Source organism: Stenotrophomonas sp. SMYL41, from assembly GCF_036319965.1.
Taxonomy (GTDB): domain Bacteria; phylum Pseudomonadota; class Gammaproteobacteria; order Xanthomonadales; family Xanthomonadaceae; genus Stenotrophomonas; species Stenotrophomonas maltophilia_R.
The window spans coordinates 153,919-169,742 of record NZ_JAWIRX010000010.1 but is presented as its reverse complement, the minus strand read 5'-3'; the positions used below and the strand labels follow the sequence as shown (position 1 = coordinate 169,742).

The window sequence follows — 15,824 nt, the reverse complement described above, 5'->3', positions numbered from 1 at the left end:
GTGGCGCCCCCGCCCGGGGGGGCGGCGGGTTTTGGGGGGGGGGGGGCCCCCCCGGGGGGCCCCCCCCCACTCCTTCAGCCGCGCAGTTCAGCCAGTTGCGCCTGCAGTTCGGCCACGGCCGCTTCCAGCTGGGCCACGCGCTCGGCCAGGCCCGGGTCGTTGGCCTCGCTGCCACCACCGCTGCTGGCGTACCTGGCGGCCAGTGCCGCGCCGTCCACTTCGCCGCACAGCAGGTGCATGTAGCGGTCTTCGCGCTGGCCGCTGGCGCGCGGCAGCACCACCAGCAGCGCGCGCTGCTGCAGGCGCTCGATGGCATGGCGGGCCTCGTCGATGTCGGCGAAGCGGTGCAGGCGCTCGCTGCGCGTCACCAGCTCGCCCAGGGTCTGCGGCCCGCGCAGCAGCAGCATCGCCAGCAGCACGGTCTGCTGCCGGGTCAGGTCCAGCGCGGCCTGCAGGCGGTGCTCGTAGCGGTCGGCGCGCGAAGAGAAGTGCTGGCGGGCCAGGCCCAGCGTCTCCAGCTGGCGCAGGGCGTGCTGCACGCTGCCGGCGTCGACGTTCATCACCGGCTCGCGGGCGGTCTTCTGGTTGGCGGCCGACTGCGCCGCGTTGACCGTCAGTGGGTAGGTATCCGGGGTGGTCGCCTCCTTCTCCACCAGGCAGCCCAGCAGGCGGGCCTGCACGGCGTCGAGCAGGGGGACGTCGGGGGTCTGGGCGGAATCGGTCATGGCGGCCTCCGGAAGGGCAACGGGTCAACCGCCAAGCATAGCCGTCCCCGGGCCGGCTTTGCCGGTAAAATGCGCCGGTATATCTGATTGCCGGTGAACCCATGCGTCGTCCCGTTTCCCTGTCCCTGACCCTGCTCGCCACCGCGGCGCTGGGCCTGTCCGCCTGCAAGCGCGTGGAGGCGCCTGCCGCTGAAGCAACTGCCGCGCAGGCCCCGGCCGCCGCCGCCAAGGTTGATGGCGCGCGTGATGCGACCGCCAACGACAACCTCAACGCGGTGCTGTGGATGCAGCGCGCGCAGGAGTACAAGGCGATCACCGAGCAGACCTACCGTGCCGCCGCCGACCACCTGGATGCGGCGCTGAAGGAAGCCCACTGGGACGCGCTGGTGCCGGAAGAGCGCGGCAACGAGGCCAAGGGCCTGAAGCCGGCCGTGGTGCTGGACGTGGATGAGACCGTGCTGGACAACTCGCCCTACCAGGCGCGCCTGGTGCGCGACGGCAAGGAATACGACGAGCTGACCTGGGACCAGTGGGTGGCCGAAAAGAAGGCCAAGGCGATCCCCGGCGTGGTTGATTTCGCCAAGGCCGCCAACGCCAAGGGCGTGACCCTGCTGTACATCTCCAACCGCGCCGTGCACCTGAAGGACGCAACCCTGGCCAACCTGCGCGAACAGGGCCTGCCGGTGGCCGACGACAGCGTGTTCCTCGGCCTGGGCACGGTGGTGCCGGGTTGCGAGCAGAGTGGCAGCGAGAAGAACTGCCGCCGCCGCCTGGCCGGGCAGAAGTACCGGGTGCTGATGCAGTTCGGCGACCAGCTGGGTGACTTCGTGGAAGTGACCGCCAACACCAATGAAGGCCGCGACGCCCTGCTGCAGCAGTACCACGACTGGTTCGGCGAGCGCTGGTGGATGCTGCCGAACCCGACCTACGGCGGCTTCGAGCCGGCGCAGTTCAACAACGACTACAGCCAGTCGCGCCAGGCTCGCCACGACGCCAAGCGCGCTGCCCTGGACTACGCACCGTGAGCCGCGCACCGCTGCCGCTGCGCGATGACGAGCGCCTGATCTTCGCGCTGGACGTGCCTGACCGCGCGCAGGCGCTGGAGTGGGTCGATCGCCTCGGCGACAGCGTGGCGTTCTACAAGATCGGCATGGAACTGCTCGCCTCCGGCGAGTACTTCCAGGTGCTCGATGAACTGGCCCGCCGCGACAAGCGCGTGTTCGTCGACCTGAAGTTCTTCGACATCCCGGCCACCGCTGCGGCGGTGATCAAGCGCCTGTCGCAGTGGCCGGTCAGCTACGCCACCATCCATGGCTGGCACCCGGCGATGATGGAAGCCTGCGCGGCCGCCAACGGCAGCGACATGCGCCTGCTGGCGGTGACCGTGCTGACTTCGATGGGCCGCACCGACCTGGCGCAGATGGGCATCGACCGCGAACCGGTGGAGGTGGTGGTCGAGCGCGCTCTGGCCGCGCAGGCGGCCGGCATCGACGGCGTGATCGCCTCGGGGCAGGAAGCCGGCCCGATCCGCGCCGCCACCGGCGCCGGGTTCTCGATCGTCTGCCCGGGCATCCGTCCCGGTGGCCCGGTCGGCGACGACCAGAAACGTACTGTTGGCGTGGCGCAGGCCTTTGCCGATGGCGCCGATGCCATCGTGGTCGGCCGCCCGATCCGCCTGGCGGCCGATCCGCAGGCCGCAGCGCGGGCGATCCAGCAGGAGATCGCGTCGGCTCTGGCTGCACGCTGAGCCCAGCGCCGACGCCGGTCACGCCGGTACCACGAACGCCATCCCGATCCATGCGGGATGGCGTTCGCATTTGTGGGTCTGCGCCTGTCGCAGGCAGCGCAATGCACCGGAACTGTGCGGGCGTTCGCGCTGTGGGCCTCACCACTGCTCCTCAATCGATGCACCGGCACGGACCGCGGCCGTGCCGGTTCCAACCATCGCTAGAGGAGTACAGGGATATGTATCGCAGCACCTCTTTGTTCATCGGCCTGCTGTTGGCCGCATCTGCCGTACCCGCCATCGCTGCGCCGCAGGTTCGCGAAGCACCGCGCATCATTGGCGGTGAAGCGGCCCCGGCCGGCGAGTACCCGTTCATGGTCAGCATCCAGGGCATCTCCGGCGGCGATTCGGATCATGACCGCCACTTCTGCGGGGGCACCCTCATCTCACCGTCGTGGGTGTTGACGGCCGCGCATTGCATGCAGGGGGAATCGCCTGGCGGCATCGCCGTTGTCGGCAACACCACTGCCCTGTCTACTGAAGCCTCGCCCCGTGCCTCCAACGTCAAGGCGATCCACGTGCATCCTGCATTCAACAGCGGTAATTCGCTGGAGCACGACGTGGCCCTGATCCAGCTCAGCACACCCGTGGACGGTGTACAGCCGGTGGCACTGCGGTTGCGGCCCGACGCCAGCTACCTCAAGCCGGGCCGCGAATTCACGGTGATCGGCTGGGGAGACACCGACATCGGCGATGGCCGGGTCTACCCGACCCAGCTGCAGACCGTGCAGGTGCCGTTCGTGGCGTTCAATGAATGCCAGCAGGCCTATGGCGGGGAACTGTCGCGCGGCAAGGTGATCTGCGCCGGCCGCGAGGGCATGGATAGCTGCCAGGCGGATTCCGGAGGCCCCTTGCTGCTGCGCCTGCGTGAAGGCTGGACCCAGTTCGGTGTCGTTAGTTGGGGTGAGGGTTGCGCGCTGGCCGGCTACCCGGGGGTTTATGCCCGAATCGCCGAAAAACACGCCGTAGATTTCATTGAATCCGTCTGGCAGCACGATTGATTCAATAAAATCAATAACATACATACTATTACGTGAAGTGTTGCCTTAACTTGAAGGGCAGCGTAGGATCGCCGCCATCCGGTCCTCGGACCGGACATGTGCCACACCACTGTCCCCCGGCCTCGTGCCGGTTTGAAGAGCCTGCGATCCCCGTGATCCGGGCTCTTTTTTTATGCCGATCAATGGTTTGTGCTGGCAATGCCGGAAACCGTGACCGCGCGGCTTGCCGCTGTCACGTCGCAGGCCGCAAGATGCGGGCCGGTCCGGGGAGTCCGATTGCATGAGCGTGGCGGTGCGAGGAAGGTCTGCGCGTGGATGGGGGCTGGTGGCCATGCTGCTGCTGGCCGTGGCGGCGTGCCGCGAGTCTGCCAACGATCCGGCCAGCCCGGCGGCCGAGCCGGTGGCCGCGGTGCAGGCGATGGCGTTGCGCCTGGCCGAAGATGATCTGGTCGGCTACGCAAAGCTGTCGGTACCGCCGGGCCAGTACCAGCGCCTGCAACAGGCCTGGGCCGAGGGCCACAGCCAGTGGCCGCTGACCGAGCTGCCGCTGGGGGACCAGCTGCTGCCGATGCTGGCCGCGCTGCGCAAGCCCGATGCCAGCGCCGAACTGCAGCGCAGCTTCGACCGCCAGCTGGCCGGCCAAGCCAGCGCTGTGCGCCAGGCTGCGCAGTCGATGGGCAACTTCGGCGTGCAGTACCTGCGCCATCAGAAGGGCTACACCCCCGGCCAGCAGGCCCATTACATCGCCCTGGTCGAAACCCTCGCCGGGTGGGCGCAGGGCGCGCCGATCAGTGACCGCGCCCGCGCGCGCAGCACCATCGCCGCGCTGGTCGGCGCGGCCGGCAAGGTCGGCTTCGATGACGAGGCAGGCCTGCAGGCCGCGGGCATGGAAGGCAGCCTGCAGCAGCTGGCGCCGTTCATCCACACCCTCAAGGCGGTGCTGGGCAGCTACGGGCTGGGCGTGGACGACGCGCTGCGCAGCGTGCGGGGCGAGCTGCTCTCGGTGGAGGGCGACAATGCGCTGGTACGCCTGCACTACGACCTGGCCGGGCGCGAGATGACCCTGCAGCTGCCACTGAGCCGGCGCGAGGGCCACTGGTACCTGACCCGTACCCTGGCCGACACCGACGCGTTGCTGCGCAAGGCTGACGCGGCCCGCGCTGCTGCGTCGCCGGCACCGGCGCAAGCCCCCGCCGAGGGTGGGGAAGCGGCAACGCCGCCGCCTAAGCCATAATGGCGCCGATGTCGAAACAGAACCCGCTGCCGTTCCCCGGCGAAGAATCCCAGTCGACGCCCGCCGATACGGTGCCGGCGTCCCCCTCGACCGGTACTGGCCCGAACCCGGTACCGCCGCCCGCGCACGCGCGTCCGGCCGGTCGCCGCCCGCTGTGGGCGCGCCTGCTCGGCCGCCTGGTCGAGCCGTGGCTGTCGCTGAAGATTGAACCGGAAGACCCGGGCCAGTACAACGATGGCCGCCCGGTCATGTACGTGCTGGAGGACTACGGCCTGTCCAACGCGCTGATCCTGGACAAGGCCTGCCGCCAGGCCGGCCTGCCGTCGCCGCTGGTGCCGCTGGCCGGTGACCCGACCGGCCGCAAGCGCGCCTACCTGGCCCTGTCGCGGCGCAGCTCCAGCAATTCGCTGATTCCCGAACAGCGCGGCGCGAAGACCCACTCCGATTCGCTGGCCAAGGTCCTGCAGGCACACCGCGTGCGCGATGACCTGGACGTGCACCTGGTGCCGGTGTCGATCTTCGTCGGTCGCGCCCCGGACAAGCAGAGCGGTTGGTTCGCGGTGCTGTTCTCGGAAAACTGGGCACTGGTCGGCCGCTTCCGCCGCCTGCTGGCGGTGTTGCTCAACGGCCGCAGCACCATCGTCCGCTTCGCCCCGCCGATCTCGCTGCGCAGCACCGTGGACGAAGGCCTGGAGCCGGAACGCACGGTACGCAAGCTGCAGCGCGTGCTGCGTACGCACTTCCGCCGCATCCGTGAATCGGTGATCGGCCCCGACCTGTCGACCCGGCGCCTGCTGGTGGACCAGGTGCTGGCCGCCGAGCCGGTACGCGAAGCCATTGCCGCACAGGCCAAGCGCGACAACTCGAAGCCGGCCGACGCCTGGAAGAAGGCGCACGCCTACGCCTGGGAAATCGCCGCGGACTATTCCAGCCCGGTGGTGCGCTCGGCCAGCTTCATGCTCAGCCACGTGTGGAACCGCATCTATGCGGGCGTGCTGGTGCATCACCTGGACAAGTTCAAGGCCGCCGCGCCGGGCCACGAAGTGGTCTACGTGCCCAGCCACCGCAGCCACATGGACTACCTGCTGCTGTCCTACCTGCTGTACGACCGTGGCATCGTGCCGCCGCACATCGTGGCCGGCATCAACCTGAACCTGCCGGTGGTCGGCACCCTGCTGCGCAAGGGCGGTGCGTTCTTCATCCGCCGCTCGATCCGTGGCAACGCGCTGTACTCGGCGGTGCTCAGCGAATACGTCGCGCAGCTGGTGGCCGGTGGCTACTCGCTGGAGTACTTCGTCGAAGGCGGCCGCTCGCGTACCGGCCGCCTGCTGCAGCCCAAGGGCGGCATGATCTCGATGACGCTGCGCGCATTCCTGCGCCAGCCGCGCAAGCCGGTGCTGTTCCAGCCCGTCTACATCGGCTACGAGAAGCTGATGGAAGGTGGCAGCTACCTGGACGAACTGTCCGGCCGGCCGAAGGAAAAGGAATCGATCTGGTCGTTGCTGTGGGGCATCCCCAAGGTGCTCAAGCAGAACTACGGCCAGGTGGTGGTGAACTTCGGCGAGCCGATTGCACTGAACGACGTGCTGGCCGAGAAGGCGCCGGAGTGGAAGGGCGAGGCGGTGTCCGAGGATGAGAAGCCGGCCTGGCTGTCGACCACGGTGGATACGCTGGCCGAACGCATCCAGGTGCGCATCAACGGCGCCGCCGACGTCAACCCGATCAACCTGCTGGCGCTGGCCCTGCTGTCCACGCCAAAGCATGCGATGGGTGAGGCCGACCTGATCGCGCAGATCGAACTGTGCAAGACCCTGCTGGTCGAGATGCCGTACTCGGACCGGGTGACGGTGACCCCGCACTCGCCGGAGCGGATCATCGCCCATGCCGAGGAAATCAACGTCCTCACCCGCATCAAGCATCCGCTGGGCGATGTGCTCAGCGTCAGCGGCGACACCGCGGTGCTGCTGAGCTACTTCCGCAACAATGTGCTGCACCTGTTCACCGCCTCGTCGTGGGTAGCCTGCTGCTTCCAGAACAACCGCCGCATGAGCCGCACCGGCCTGGTCCAGCTGGGCCGCACGGTGTACCCGTTCCTGCAGGCCGAGCTGTTCCTGCCGTGGAGCGAGGACGAGTTCGCCCAGCGCATCGACCAGACCATCGATGTGTTCGTGCGCGAGGGCCTGCTGCAGAACGTCAACGATGACGACGGCGGCATCCTGGCGCGCAATACGGGGCAGACCGACGAGGTGTTCCGCCTGCGTGCGATCGGCCATTCGCTGCAGCAGGCGTTCGAGCGCTACTACATCGCCATTTCGGTGCTGGTGAAGAACGGCCCCGGCGTGCTCGGCGCCGCCGAGCTGGAAAGCCTGTGCCAGCAGGCCGCGCAGCGGTTGAGCCTGCTGTACGCACCGGCGGCGCCGGAGTTCTTCGATCGCGCCCTGTTCCGCGGCTTCATCCAGAAGCTGCGCGAACTGCGCCTGGTGTGGCCGGATGAAAACAGCAAGCTGCTGTTCGACGAACGCCTGGATGCCTGGGCCAAGGATGCCAAGTTCATCCTGGGCCGCGAGCTGCGCCACACCATCGAGCGGGTCAGCCCGGAAGCGGCTCGCCCGGACGAGCCTGCGCCGCAGGATTGACGGCAGCGCCGGGCGATGCGGTGGGTGTGGACCTTGGTCCACACCTTCCAGCCGTGCCAACCCGGGTTGGCACCTACCAGAGCAGTAGGCCAACCCAGGTTGGCACCCCCATGGATGGGCCGTCGGTCAGGCCGGTTCGTCGGGAATCTGCAGGCTCTCCAGCCTGGCGATGCAGTCCTTCAGCTGCAGCTTGCGCCGCTTCAGGCGCTTGGACTCCAGCTCGTCCTCGCCGTTGGCGGCCATGCGGGTGATCTGTTCATCCAGCAGGCGGTGCTCGGCGCGCAGGGCGGCGAGGTGCTCGGCGATCTCGGCGGGGCTGTAGGTGTCCACAGCCTCCGAGCATACACAGCGATGATGACCGCCGGGAGAGGGGAATCCCCGCCCCCGGCCGGGGCGGCTCCGAGCCGTTAGAATGGAACCCATGAGTGCCGTGATTTCCCTTCCCGATCCCCAGCCGCGCGTCGCCCGTGATCCGCGCGTGGCCGAGCGCGAGCAGCACAAGCTGGCCAAGCGCCTGCGCCGCCAGGTTGGCGAGGCGATTGCCGACTTCGGCATGATCGAAGCCGGCGACAAGGTCATGGTCTGCCTGTCCGGCGGCAAGGACAGCTACACCCTGCTGGACGTGCTGCTGCAGCTGCAGAAGAAGGCGCCGGTGCCGTTCGAGCTGGTGGCGGTGAACCTGGACCAGAAGCAGCCGGACTTCCCCGAGCACGTGCTGCCGGCGTACCTGGCCGGGCTGGGCGTGCCGTACCACATCATCGAGCAGGACACCTATTCGGTGGTCAGCCGGCTCATTCCGGAAGGCAAGACCATGTGTTCACTGTGCTCGCGCCTGCGTCGTGGCGCGCTGTACAACTACGCCGAAGCCCATGGCTTCACCAAGATCGCGCTGGGCCACCACCGCGACGACATGGTGGCCACCTTCTTCATGAACCTGTTCCACCACGCCAAGCTGTCGGGCATGCCGCCGAAGCTGCGCAGCGATGACGGCAAGCATGTGGTGATCCGGCCGCTGGCCTACGTGCGCGAGAGCGACATCGTCGACTACGCGCAGGCTCGCCAGTTCCCGATCATTCCCTGCAACCTGTGCGGCAGCCAGGAGAACCTGCAGCGCCGCCAGGTCGGCCTGATGCTGAAGCAGTGGGAAAAGGACCACCCGGGCCGCATCGAGCAGATCGCGCGTGCCATGGGCGAAGTCCGGCCCTCGCAGCTGGCCGACACCACCCTGTTCGACTTCATGGCGCTGGGCCGTCGCGACGACGCGCCGCTGCCCGATGCCCATGCCTGGCTGGCCGGCTCCCCGGCCGACGCCGACGCAGATCCCGAGACGCCCACCGTTTAAGGTCGGTCGCCCTTCCTCTTTGCCATCCGGAATTCCATGTTCTTTCGCAACCTGACGTTCTTCCGTTTCCCGACCACCACCGATTTTTCCGAAGTCGACACCCTGCTGCCGCACGCCCTGCTGAAGCCGGTCGGCGCGCTGGAAATGAATTCGCGCGGCTTCATCTCGCCGTTCGGCCGCGAGGAGAAGGAACTGCTCTCCCACCGCATCGCCGAACACCTGTGGCTGACCGTGGGCGGCGAGGACAAGATCCTGCCGGCGGCGGTGGTCAATGACCTGCTCGAGCGCAAGCTGGAGGAGATCGAGGAGAAGGAAGGCCGTCGCCCGGGTGGCCGCGAGCGCAAGCGCATGAAGGACGACCTGCTGCATGAACTGCTGCCGCGCGCCTTCGTGAAGTCATCGCGCAATGACGCCTTCATCGACCTGCAGCACGGCTACGTCGCGGTGGATACCTCCAGCCGCAAGACCGGCGAGTACTTCATGTCCGACATCCGCGGCCTGCTTGGCAGCTTCCCGGCAATGCCGCTGAACGCCGAAGTCGCGCCGCGCTCGATCCTGACCGGCTGGATCGCCGGCGAGCCGCTGCCGACCGGGCTGAGCCTGGGCGAAGAGTGCGAGATGAAGGATCCGGTGGAAGGCGGCGCAGTCGTCAAGTGCCAGCACCAGGAACTGCGCTGCGACGAGATCGACAAGCACCTGGACGCCGGCAAGCAGGTGACCAAGCTGGCGCTGATCTTCGAGGACAACCTGTCGTTCGTGATCGGCGACGACCTGATCGTGCGCAAGCTGAAGTTCCTCGATGGCGCGCTGGACCAGCTGGAGCATGCCGACGAAGACGGCCGCCGCGCCGAGTTCGACGCCCGCTTCGCCCTGCAGAGCGCCGAGATCCGCCGCCTGTTCCTGTTGCTGGAAGAAGCCTTCAAGCTCAGCAAGGCTGACTGAACAGGCACCCCGTGCGCCGCCGGTCATCCGGCGGCTCGAACCAGCGCTATGCTGGGCGCATGAGCCGTCTGCTGCGCCGCCTGATCTCGCCGACCCCGCCCGCCACCGTGCAGCGCGACACCGTTCGCCTGCGCCTGGAGGATGCCGAGATCGAGGTGCTGCGCGTGCGTGATCCGCGTGCACGCCGGATCAAGCTGAGCGTGGACGAACGCGGTGCACGCTTGACCCTGCCGCCGCGGGCCAGCCTGGTGATGGGCGAGCGTTTCCTGGAACAGCACCGCGACTGGTTGGCGCTGCAGCTGCGCCAGTACCAGAGCCAGGGCCTGCCGGCCCCGCTGCAGCCCGGCGAGGACGGCGTACTGCCACTGCGCGGCGAACTGCTGCCGTTGCGCTGGCAGGAAGGCCGCTATGCGCGGCTGGAGATCGACGCGCGGGGCGCCTGCGTGCAGTGGCCGACCCGTGCCGGCGATGCCACCCTGCGCCGCCTGCTGCGCGAGTTCTACGAAGCACAGACCCGTGCCGATGTCGGCCGCTGGCTGCCGAAATACCTGCCCACCCTGCCACGTGCACCCAGCCGCCTGCGGCTGAAGGTGATGTCCTCGCAGTGGGGCTCGTTGGCCCCCGACGGCAGCATGGCACTGGACCTGGCACTGGTGCTGGGGCGCCCTGAAGCATTCGAGTACGTGCTGGTGCACGAACTCTGCCACCTGATCCAGCCGAATCATTCGCCCGCGTTCTGGCAGGAAGTGGAACAACGCTTCCCCGCCTGGCGCGAACAGCGCGATTACTTCCAGCTCGAAGGCCGACGCTTGAAAGCTATGCTCCGGCAACTGCTGTAGCGCCAGCGCTACAGCAGTTGCCCACGCATTCTTCCTCTACCCCCGCCTTCGGCGCACCCCTTCAACAGAAGGGGCTTCACTCCAGAGCGTGTGCTGAGCAGTCGAGCAAGCTCGACGCTACAGAGTGAAGAACAACAACTCCGCGGAATGGGAGCGCGCCGCAGAGCGCGCGCAGCGCGCGACCCGCTTTCGCTCCTGCTCTTCTTTCTTTCTTCCGTGGTGGGCACACCGGAAACTGTCGAAGGACGGGATGGGTGGGATTGCGGGGGTGTCCGCGGCATGGATGCCGCGGCCAAGCCCCCATGGATGGGTTCACGGCGTCCCCCGCAATTCCACCCATCCCGGCCAACCTCATGACCGCGCAGGCCCCACCCACCACGAGGGGCTCAGCCGTTGGCCGAAACCCTCACCCCGCTCGCAACGCCGCCGCCGCCGCCCAGCGCGCCGCCACCCGCGGCGCCGTGATGCACACCGCCTGGTCGGTCACCGTCGTCACCGCGCGCTCCAGCAGCTGGATATCGGCCTCGTGCTGGCGTGCCACATGCGGGTCCTCGAAGAAGATCGCGCGCTGGCAGCGCCCCTCCAGCACCCGGTCGGCAATCTGTGCATCGCCGCCCATCGGGCCACTCTGGTAACGCGTCACCCACGGCGTATCGCTGGGCCAACCACGGCTCCAGGCCAGCTCGTTCAAGCGCTGGCCGGTGGTGCCCGTCGCAACGCGTTGGCCAAACCGGGCCAGCACATCGAAGTGTTCATCGGCGAAGGCCAGCATTGCCGGCTTCATCGCATCATGCGCGATCAGCGCCAGCGTCTGTGCCTGGAAGGCATGCAGGTCGTCGGCACCGGCATCGGCAGCGAGCCCGGCGTGGATGCGCTCCACCTCGATCCAGTCGCGAGCGGTGGCCACGGTGGAAATGAACGGCTTGCCGTGGATCACGCACTGCCGCTTGAGCGCGGTCGCTTCCGGAAACACCGAGGACGGATCGACAGGGTCGATCAGGTAGATCGCACCATCCAGTGTCCGCTCCGGCCCCATGCCGACCACCTCGGCCACCAGTTTCATCAGGCCGCCCTCGCGGCCATAGGGATACCGGTGCAGGCCACCGTAGCCGGCCAGGAAGCCCTGCCGTTCGATCGCATCGTGGGTGCGCCCGACCGCATGCAATGACACCCCCAGCTCACGCAGGCCTGCCTCGCTGGCACGCAGCCAACGGAACAGCGCGGCGCGCGCATCGTGGTGATGGAGACGGTTGGCGGCCAGGCCGATACGCATCGAGCGCTCCGTTGGGGCAGGTAGAAGCGGCAGTGTATGTCGGCATTAGCCGGTGCGGATGCTTTTCAAATTTTTCTCATTGTCGCGGGGGACTGCCTCGCTAGCGTGGCTGGCAGCGGTACCGCTGCGCGGCCGTGGTTCCTGCCCGCGATATGAGGACGTCTACCGTGAATGTCGCCGGCCGCCGCGCCGCCGCCGCTGTCATGGCATTGCTGTCGCTGCCCGGCATCGCGGCTGCATCCGGCTGTACGAGCCCCTTGCAGGTGGCATGGCGCTCCGATCGGGCGCCGTTGTCATACAGCCTGCAGGGCGAGGTTGCGGGACTGGCCGCAGGTTACCTGCCGCTGTTGGGCATGCCGTCGCCGCCGCATGCCAAGCCGCTGCCGGCTGCGGTGCTCACCGAGGGCTCGCTGCCGGCCGGCACCCAGGTGCTGCTGGGCTGGCCGCGAGCGCAGCTGCCGCCCGACTGGGTGGCCAGCAGGGCCTACCTGGAGGTGCCACAGGTGATCGTGCGGCGTGAGGGCGCCGCTGCCGTGCTGGGGCTGGAGGGCCTGCGTGGCCGCAGCGTGGCCAGTCCGGACAGGGTGCCGCTGGGCGCATTGCTGGCCGAGCAGGCCCCGGGGGCGCAGCTGCTGGCACCTGCGCCGCTGGACCACGCGCTGTCACTGCTGCGCGCCGGGGTGGTCGACGCCGTGGTCGCCAATCTCGCTGAAGTGGAAGCCGCGCTCCGCGCAGAGCCCGGCGACTCCCTGGTGATCGCGGCACCCGCGGGCTTCGGCGATGCGCTGGTACTCGCGGCTGTGCCGGCCTGTGCCGAAGTGGTCGCCGCCTTCGACCGGCAGCTGCTGCAGGAGGGCGATGCGCACCGCGCATCGAACCGCAGCACCTGGCTGCCGGACCTGCCACGCGCGCGGCCCACCGGGTCGGCACTGCGCTGGCTGGTGCCGGCGTCGCTGATCCTGCTCGCGCTCTTTCTGCTGCATGCCTTCGGCTACTGGCGCGTGCACCGCGAGAGCGTGCGCCGCCGCGTGCTGGAGCAGCGGCTGCACGACGTCACCGCGAACCTGCCGGCGGTGGTCTACCAGGCCCGCCGTTCGGCAACCGGCCATTACAGCCTGGCGCAGATCGCCGGCGACGTGCAGGCGCTGTTCGGGGTGGGCGTGGAGACCGCGCGGATCGACCATCTGCAGCTGCTGGCCGCGGTACATGCCGACGATCGCAGCCGGGTGATGGCGTGCATCGAAGCTGCCGCGCTGGTGCGCGGTCCCATCGACGTTACCTTCCGCACCCGGTCGGCGCAGGGCTGGCGCTGGGTCCGTTCGCAGGGACGGCCGCTGCAGTGCGATGACAGCAGCGTGGAGTGGAGCGGCTACTGGATGGATGTCAGCGAAGCACAGGCGCGTGCAGCGGCGCTGGCCGAGGCACGCCGCGCGGCCGAGCAGGCGGCGCTGGCCAAGAGCCACTTCCTGGCGACCATGAGCCACCAGATCCGCACGCCGATGAGCACCCTGCTGGGCATGCTGGAGCGGCTGGCGGGCAGCAACCTGGACGCGGGCCAGCGGCAGGTGCTGACCACGGTGGGTGACGCGGCACAGATGCTGCGGCAGATCCTCGACGATGTGCTGCACAGCCAGCGCCTGCAGCCTGCGCCACTGCAGCTGCAGCCGACCGATCTGGCAGCGCTGGTGCGTGCGGTGCAGCAGCTGTTGATGCCCGTCGCGGCCAGCCGCGGCCTGCACCTGCACAGCGAGATCGACCCCGCGTTGCAGCGGTGGTCGCTGGCCGATGGGCTGCGCCTGCGGCAGGTCCTGTTCAACCTGGCCGGCAATGCACTCAAGTTCACCCTGCAGGGAAGCGTGGTGCTGCAGGTCCATGTGCTGCAGCAGCGCGATGGCGGCCAGCAGTTGCGCCTGCAGGTGACCGATACGGGCGTGGGCATCAGCGTGGAGCGGCAGCAGGCAGTGTTCGCCGCCTACGAACAGGCCGAGACCTCGACCACGCGCCGCTTCGGTGGCAGCGGGCTGGGACTGTCGATCTGCCGCGAGCTGGCGGCATCGATGGGGGGGCAGCTGCACCTGCGCAGCGCACCGGGCAAGGGCACCACCGTATGGCTGGAGCTGGCCCTGGCGGCCTGTGCGGCACCGGCGGCGGTACCGGTGCTCGCGACGGCCGCGCCACGACTGCTGCCGCCGGCGCGGGTGCTGGTTGTCGAAGACCATCCGACCAACCTGCAGTTGCTGGAACAACGCCTGTGCGAACTGGGGCTGCAGGTGCATGCCTGTGGCGATGGGCGGCAGGCTTGGGAGGCGTGGCAGGTGCAGCCCTTCGATCTGGTGATCACCGACTGCCATATGCCGCACATGGACGGCTTCGCGCTGGCACGCGCGATCCGCGGCGATGCCTGCGCCATCCGTGCGCAGGTCCCGATCATCGCGTTGACCGCCAGCGTGCTGGAGCGCACGCGCGAGGCCTGCCGTGATGCGGGCATCGACCATTTCCTGGCCAAGCCGGTGGAGGCGCGCGAACTGCGCGCGATCCTTGAAATGCTGCTGTTGCCGGACTCAGTGCGCCAATAGGCGGACGATGCTGGCAGCGGCATCGCGGCCCTCGGCCACGGCGGTCACCACCAGGTCGGCACCGCGTACCGCGTCGCCACCGGCGAACAGGCGCGGATGCGCGGTCTGGAACGGCAGGCGGTCCTTGCCACCGGCGACGATGCGGCCATTGGACTGGCCTTCCACGCCCAGTTCGGCCAGCCACGCCGGCACGCTCGGCGAGAAGCCGAAGGCAATGATCACCACGTCCGCCTCCAGCAGCGATTCACTGCCTTCGATCGGCACCGCGTTCTGGCGACCGTTGGCATCGGGCTCGCCCAGGCGGGTTTCGACCACCGTCACGCCGATCACTTCGTCATCGGCACCGGCTTCGATCGACAGCGGCTGGCGGTTGAACAGGAAGCGCACGCCTTCTTCGCGCGCATTGGCCACCTCGCGCGCGCTGCCGGGCATGTTGGCCTCGTCGCGGCGATAGGCACAGGTGACCTTGGCCGCGCCCAGGCGCACGGCGCTGCGCACGCAGTCCATGCCGGTATCGCCGCCTCCGAGCACCACCACGCGCTTGCCGTTGAGGTCGGGCAGGGCGATGGTATCTTCCCATCCGGCAATCGGCCGGCCCTTCGGGTCATCGCCGCCGACGATGCGGCTGTTCTGCACCAGGAACGGCAGTGCCGGCAGCACGCCCTTCAGGTCCTGGCCGTCGAGGCCACCATCGGTGTAGCGGTAGGCGCCGGTGCCGACGAACACCGCATCATGGATCTCCAGCAGCTGCTGCACGCTGGTATCGCGCCCGATCTCCACGCCGAGGCGGAACTGCACGCCCATGCCCTCCAGTACCTCGCGGCGGCGATGGATCACGTCCTTGTCCAGCTTGAAGCTGGGGATGCCGAACTGCAGCAGGCCGCCGATCTGCTCATAGCGGTCATAGACCACCGCGGCGATGCCGGCCCGCGCCAGGCGATCGGCACAGGCCAGGCCGGCGGGGCCGGCGCCAATCACCGCCACGCTGTGGCCGGTCGGCTGCACCGCAGCCAGGTCTGGACGCCAACCGCTGGCCAGCGCGGTATCGACGATGTACTTCTCCACCGCCCCGATGGTGACCGCACCGAACTCTTCCAGCGTGCAGCTGCCCTCGCACAGGCGATCCTGCGGGCAGACCCGGCCGCACACCTCCGGCAGCGGGTTGGTGCTGTGGCACAGCGTGGCCGCTTCGTGGATGCGGTTCTCCTGCACCAGCTGCAGCCACTGCGGAATGGCGTTGTGCACCGGGCACTTCCAGCTGCAGTACGGGTTGCCGCAATCCAGGCAGCGACCGGCCTGGTACTGGGCATCTTCCTTGCCGAACTTTCCGTACAGCTCGCCCCAATCGCCGGACGTGCGCAGTTCCACCGGGATACGCTGCGGCATGGTGCGGGGCAGGTCGAGGAACTGGAAGGCGTGCTTGCGGCTCATGGCGGGCTCTGGAATGCGAGGGGGAACGTTGCCGGCCAG

Annotated in this window: 13 protein-coding genes; 9 read left to right on the top strand and 4 right to left on the bottom strand. The window is 68.6% G+C overall.

Annotated elements, in window-relative coordinates:
- Nucleotides 1-74: 74 nt before the first annotated feature.
- Entirely contained in the window at nt 75-725 is a 651-nt protein-coding gene (locus tag V3B30_RS13675) for a DUF480 domain-containing protein (RefSeq protein ID WP_100475070.1), read from the bottom strand.
- A 101-nt stretch (nt 726-826) separates the two neighbouring features.
- Between V3B30_RS13675 and V3B30_RS13670 the strand changes: the two genes are divergently transcribed.
- The 5 genes from V3B30_RS13670 to plsB all read left to right on the top strand — a co-directional run bounded on the left by V3B30_RS13670 (nt 827) and on the right by plsB (nt 7,382).
- A complete protein-coding gene (locus V3B30_RS13670) occupies nt 827-1,750 on the top strand; it encodes a 5'-nucleotidase, lipoprotein e(P4) family (RefSeq protein ID WP_100475069.1) in 924 nt (307 codons plus the stop codon).
- On the top strand, nt 1,747-2,472 hold the full coding sequence (pyrF, locus tag V3B30_RS13665; RefSeq protein WP_262084093.1) for an orotidine-5'-phosphate decarboxylase: 726 nt from the start codon (nt 1,747-1,749) through the stop codon (nt 2,470-2,472). The genes V3B30_RS13670 and pyrF overlap by 4 nt, the downstream gene beginning before the upstream one ends.
- Before the next feature lie 218 nt (nt 2,473-2,690).
- Nucleotides 2,691-3,512 carry a serine protease gene (locus tag V3B30_RS13660; RefSeq protein WP_100475067.1) on the top strand — a complete coding sequence of 274 codons (822 nt, stop codon included), beginning with the start codon at nt 2,691-2,693 and terminating at the stop codon, nt 3,510-3,512.
- Between the two features lie 280 nt (nt 3,513-3,792).
- Nucleotides 3,793-4,746: a hypothetical protein gene (locus tag V3B30_RS13655; RefSeq protein ID WP_315973637.1), complete on the top strand. Its 954-nt coding sequence runs from the start codon at nt 3,793-3,795 to the stop codon at nt 4,744-4,746.
- Nucleotides 4,746-7,382, top strand: a complete 2,637-nt coding sequence (plsB, locus tag V3B30_RS13650) for a glycerol-3-phosphate 1-O-acyltransferase PlsB (RefSeq protein WP_262084092.1) — start codon at nt 4,746-4,748, stop codon at nt 7,380-7,382. Before V3B30_RS13655 ends, plsB begins: the two co-directional genes overlap by 1 nt.
- A gap of 126 nt (nt 7,383-7,508) precedes the next feature.
- Here plsB and V3B30_RS13645 read toward each other — a convergent pair whose 3' ends face one another.
- Nucleotides 7,509-7,712 carry a YdcH family protein gene (locus V3B30_RS13645; RefSeq protein WP_100475064.1) on the bottom strand — a complete coding sequence of 68 codons (204 nt, stop codon included), beginning with the start codon at nt 7,710-7,712 and terminating at the stop codon, nt 7,509-7,511.
- A 91-nt stretch (nt 7,713-7,803) separates the two neighbouring features.
- Between V3B30_RS13645 and ttcA the strand changes: the two genes are divergently transcribed.
- From ttcA to V3B30_RS13630, 3 genes are read left to right on the top strand one after another with little or no spacing between them, the layout of a single operon-like run.
- Nucleotides 7,804-8,724, top strand: a complete 921-nt coding sequence (ttcA, locus tag V3B30_RS13640) for a tRNA 2-thiocytidine(32) synthetase TtcA (RefSeq protein WP_262084091.1) — start codon at nt 7,804-7,806, stop codon at nt 8,722-8,724.
- A gap of 36 nt (nt 8,725-8,760) precedes the next feature.
- On the top strand, nt 8,761-9,666 hold the full coding sequence (locus tag V3B30_RS13635) for a recombination-associated protein RdgC (RefSeq protein ID WP_005411825.1): 906 nt from the start codon (nt 8,761-8,763) through the stop codon (nt 9,664-9,666).
- A gap of 59 nt (nt 9,667-9,725) precedes the next feature.
- Nucleotides 9,726-10,505 (top strand): SprT family zinc-dependent metalloprotease, encoded by a 780-nt coding sequence (locus V3B30_RS13630; RefSeq protein ID WP_100475062.1) that lies wholly within the window; start codon nt 9,726-9,728, stop codon nt 10,503-10,505.
- 406 nt (nt 10,506-10,911) lie between these two features.
- Here the strand turns inward: V3B30_RS13630 and V3B30_RS13625 are convergent, their stop codons facing one another.
- A complete protein-coding gene (locus tag V3B30_RS13625) occupies nt 10,912-11,778 on the bottom strand; it encodes a methylglyoxal synthase (RefSeq protein ID WP_100475061.1) in 867 nt (288 codons plus the stop codon).
- A gap of 167 nt (nt 11,779-11,945) precedes the next feature.
- Between V3B30_RS13625 and V3B30_RS13620 the strand changes: the two genes are divergently transcribed.
- A complete protein-coding gene (locus tag V3B30_RS13620; protein WP_262084090.1) occupies nt 11,946-14,354 on the top strand; it encodes an ATP-binding protein in 2,409 nt (802 codons plus the stop codon).
- On the opposite strand, the gene V3B30_RS13615 is transcribed toward V3B30_RS13620, so the two are convergent.
- Nucleotides 14,340-15,785 (bottom strand): FAD-dependent oxidoreductase, encoded by a 1,446-nt coding sequence (locus V3B30_RS13615; RefSeq protein ID WP_100475059.1) that lies wholly within the window; start codon nt 15,783-15,785, stop codon nt 14,340-14,342. The two genes, V3B30_RS13620 and V3B30_RS13615, sit on opposite strands and share 15 nt — an antisense overlap.
- Between the last annotated feature and the right edge of the window lie 39 nt (nt 15,786-15,824).

Bases quoted from the DNA above. Each gene is read 5' to 3' on its own strand.
- V3B30_RS13675 (WP_100475070.1), bottom strand. From the start codon at position 725: ATGACCGATTCCGCCCAGACCCCCGACGTCCCCCTGCTCGACGCCGTG.
- V3B30_RS13670 (WP_100475069.1), top strand. From the start codon at position 827: ATGCGTCGTCCCGTTTCCCTGTCCCTGACCCTGCTCGCCACCGCGGCG.
- V3B30_RS13660 (WP_100475067.1), top strand. From the start codon at position 2,691: ATGTATCGCAGCACCTCTTTGTTCATCGGCCTGCTGTTGGCCGCATCT.
- V3B30_RS13655 (WP_315973637.1), top strand. From the start codon at position 3,793: ATGAGCGTGGCGGTGCGAGGAAGGTCTGCGCGTGGATGGGGGCTGGTG.
- plsB (WP_262084092.1), top strand. From the start codon at position 4,746: ATGGCGCCGATGTCGAAACAGAACCCGCTGCCGTTCCCCGGCGAAGAA.
- ttcA (WP_262084091.1), top strand. From the start codon at position 7,804: ATGAGTGCCGTGATTTCCCTTCCCGATCCCCAGCCGCGCGTCGCCCGT.
- V3B30_RS13635 (WP_005411825.1), top strand. From the start codon at position 8,761: ATGTTCTTTCGCAACCTGACGTTCTTCCGTTTCCCGACCACCACCGAT.
- V3B30_RS13630 (WP_100475062.1), top strand. From the start codon at position 9,726: ATGAGCCGTCTGCTGCGCCGCCTGATCTCGCCGACCCCGCCCGCCACC.
- V3B30_RS13625 (WP_100475061.1), bottom strand. From the start codon at position 11,778: ATGCGTATCGGCCTGGCCGCCAACCGTCTCCATCACCACGATGCGCGC.
- V3B30_RS13615 (WP_100475059.1), bottom strand. From the start codon at position 15,785: ATGAGCCGCAAGCACGCCTTCCAGTTCCTCGACCTGCCCCGCACCATG.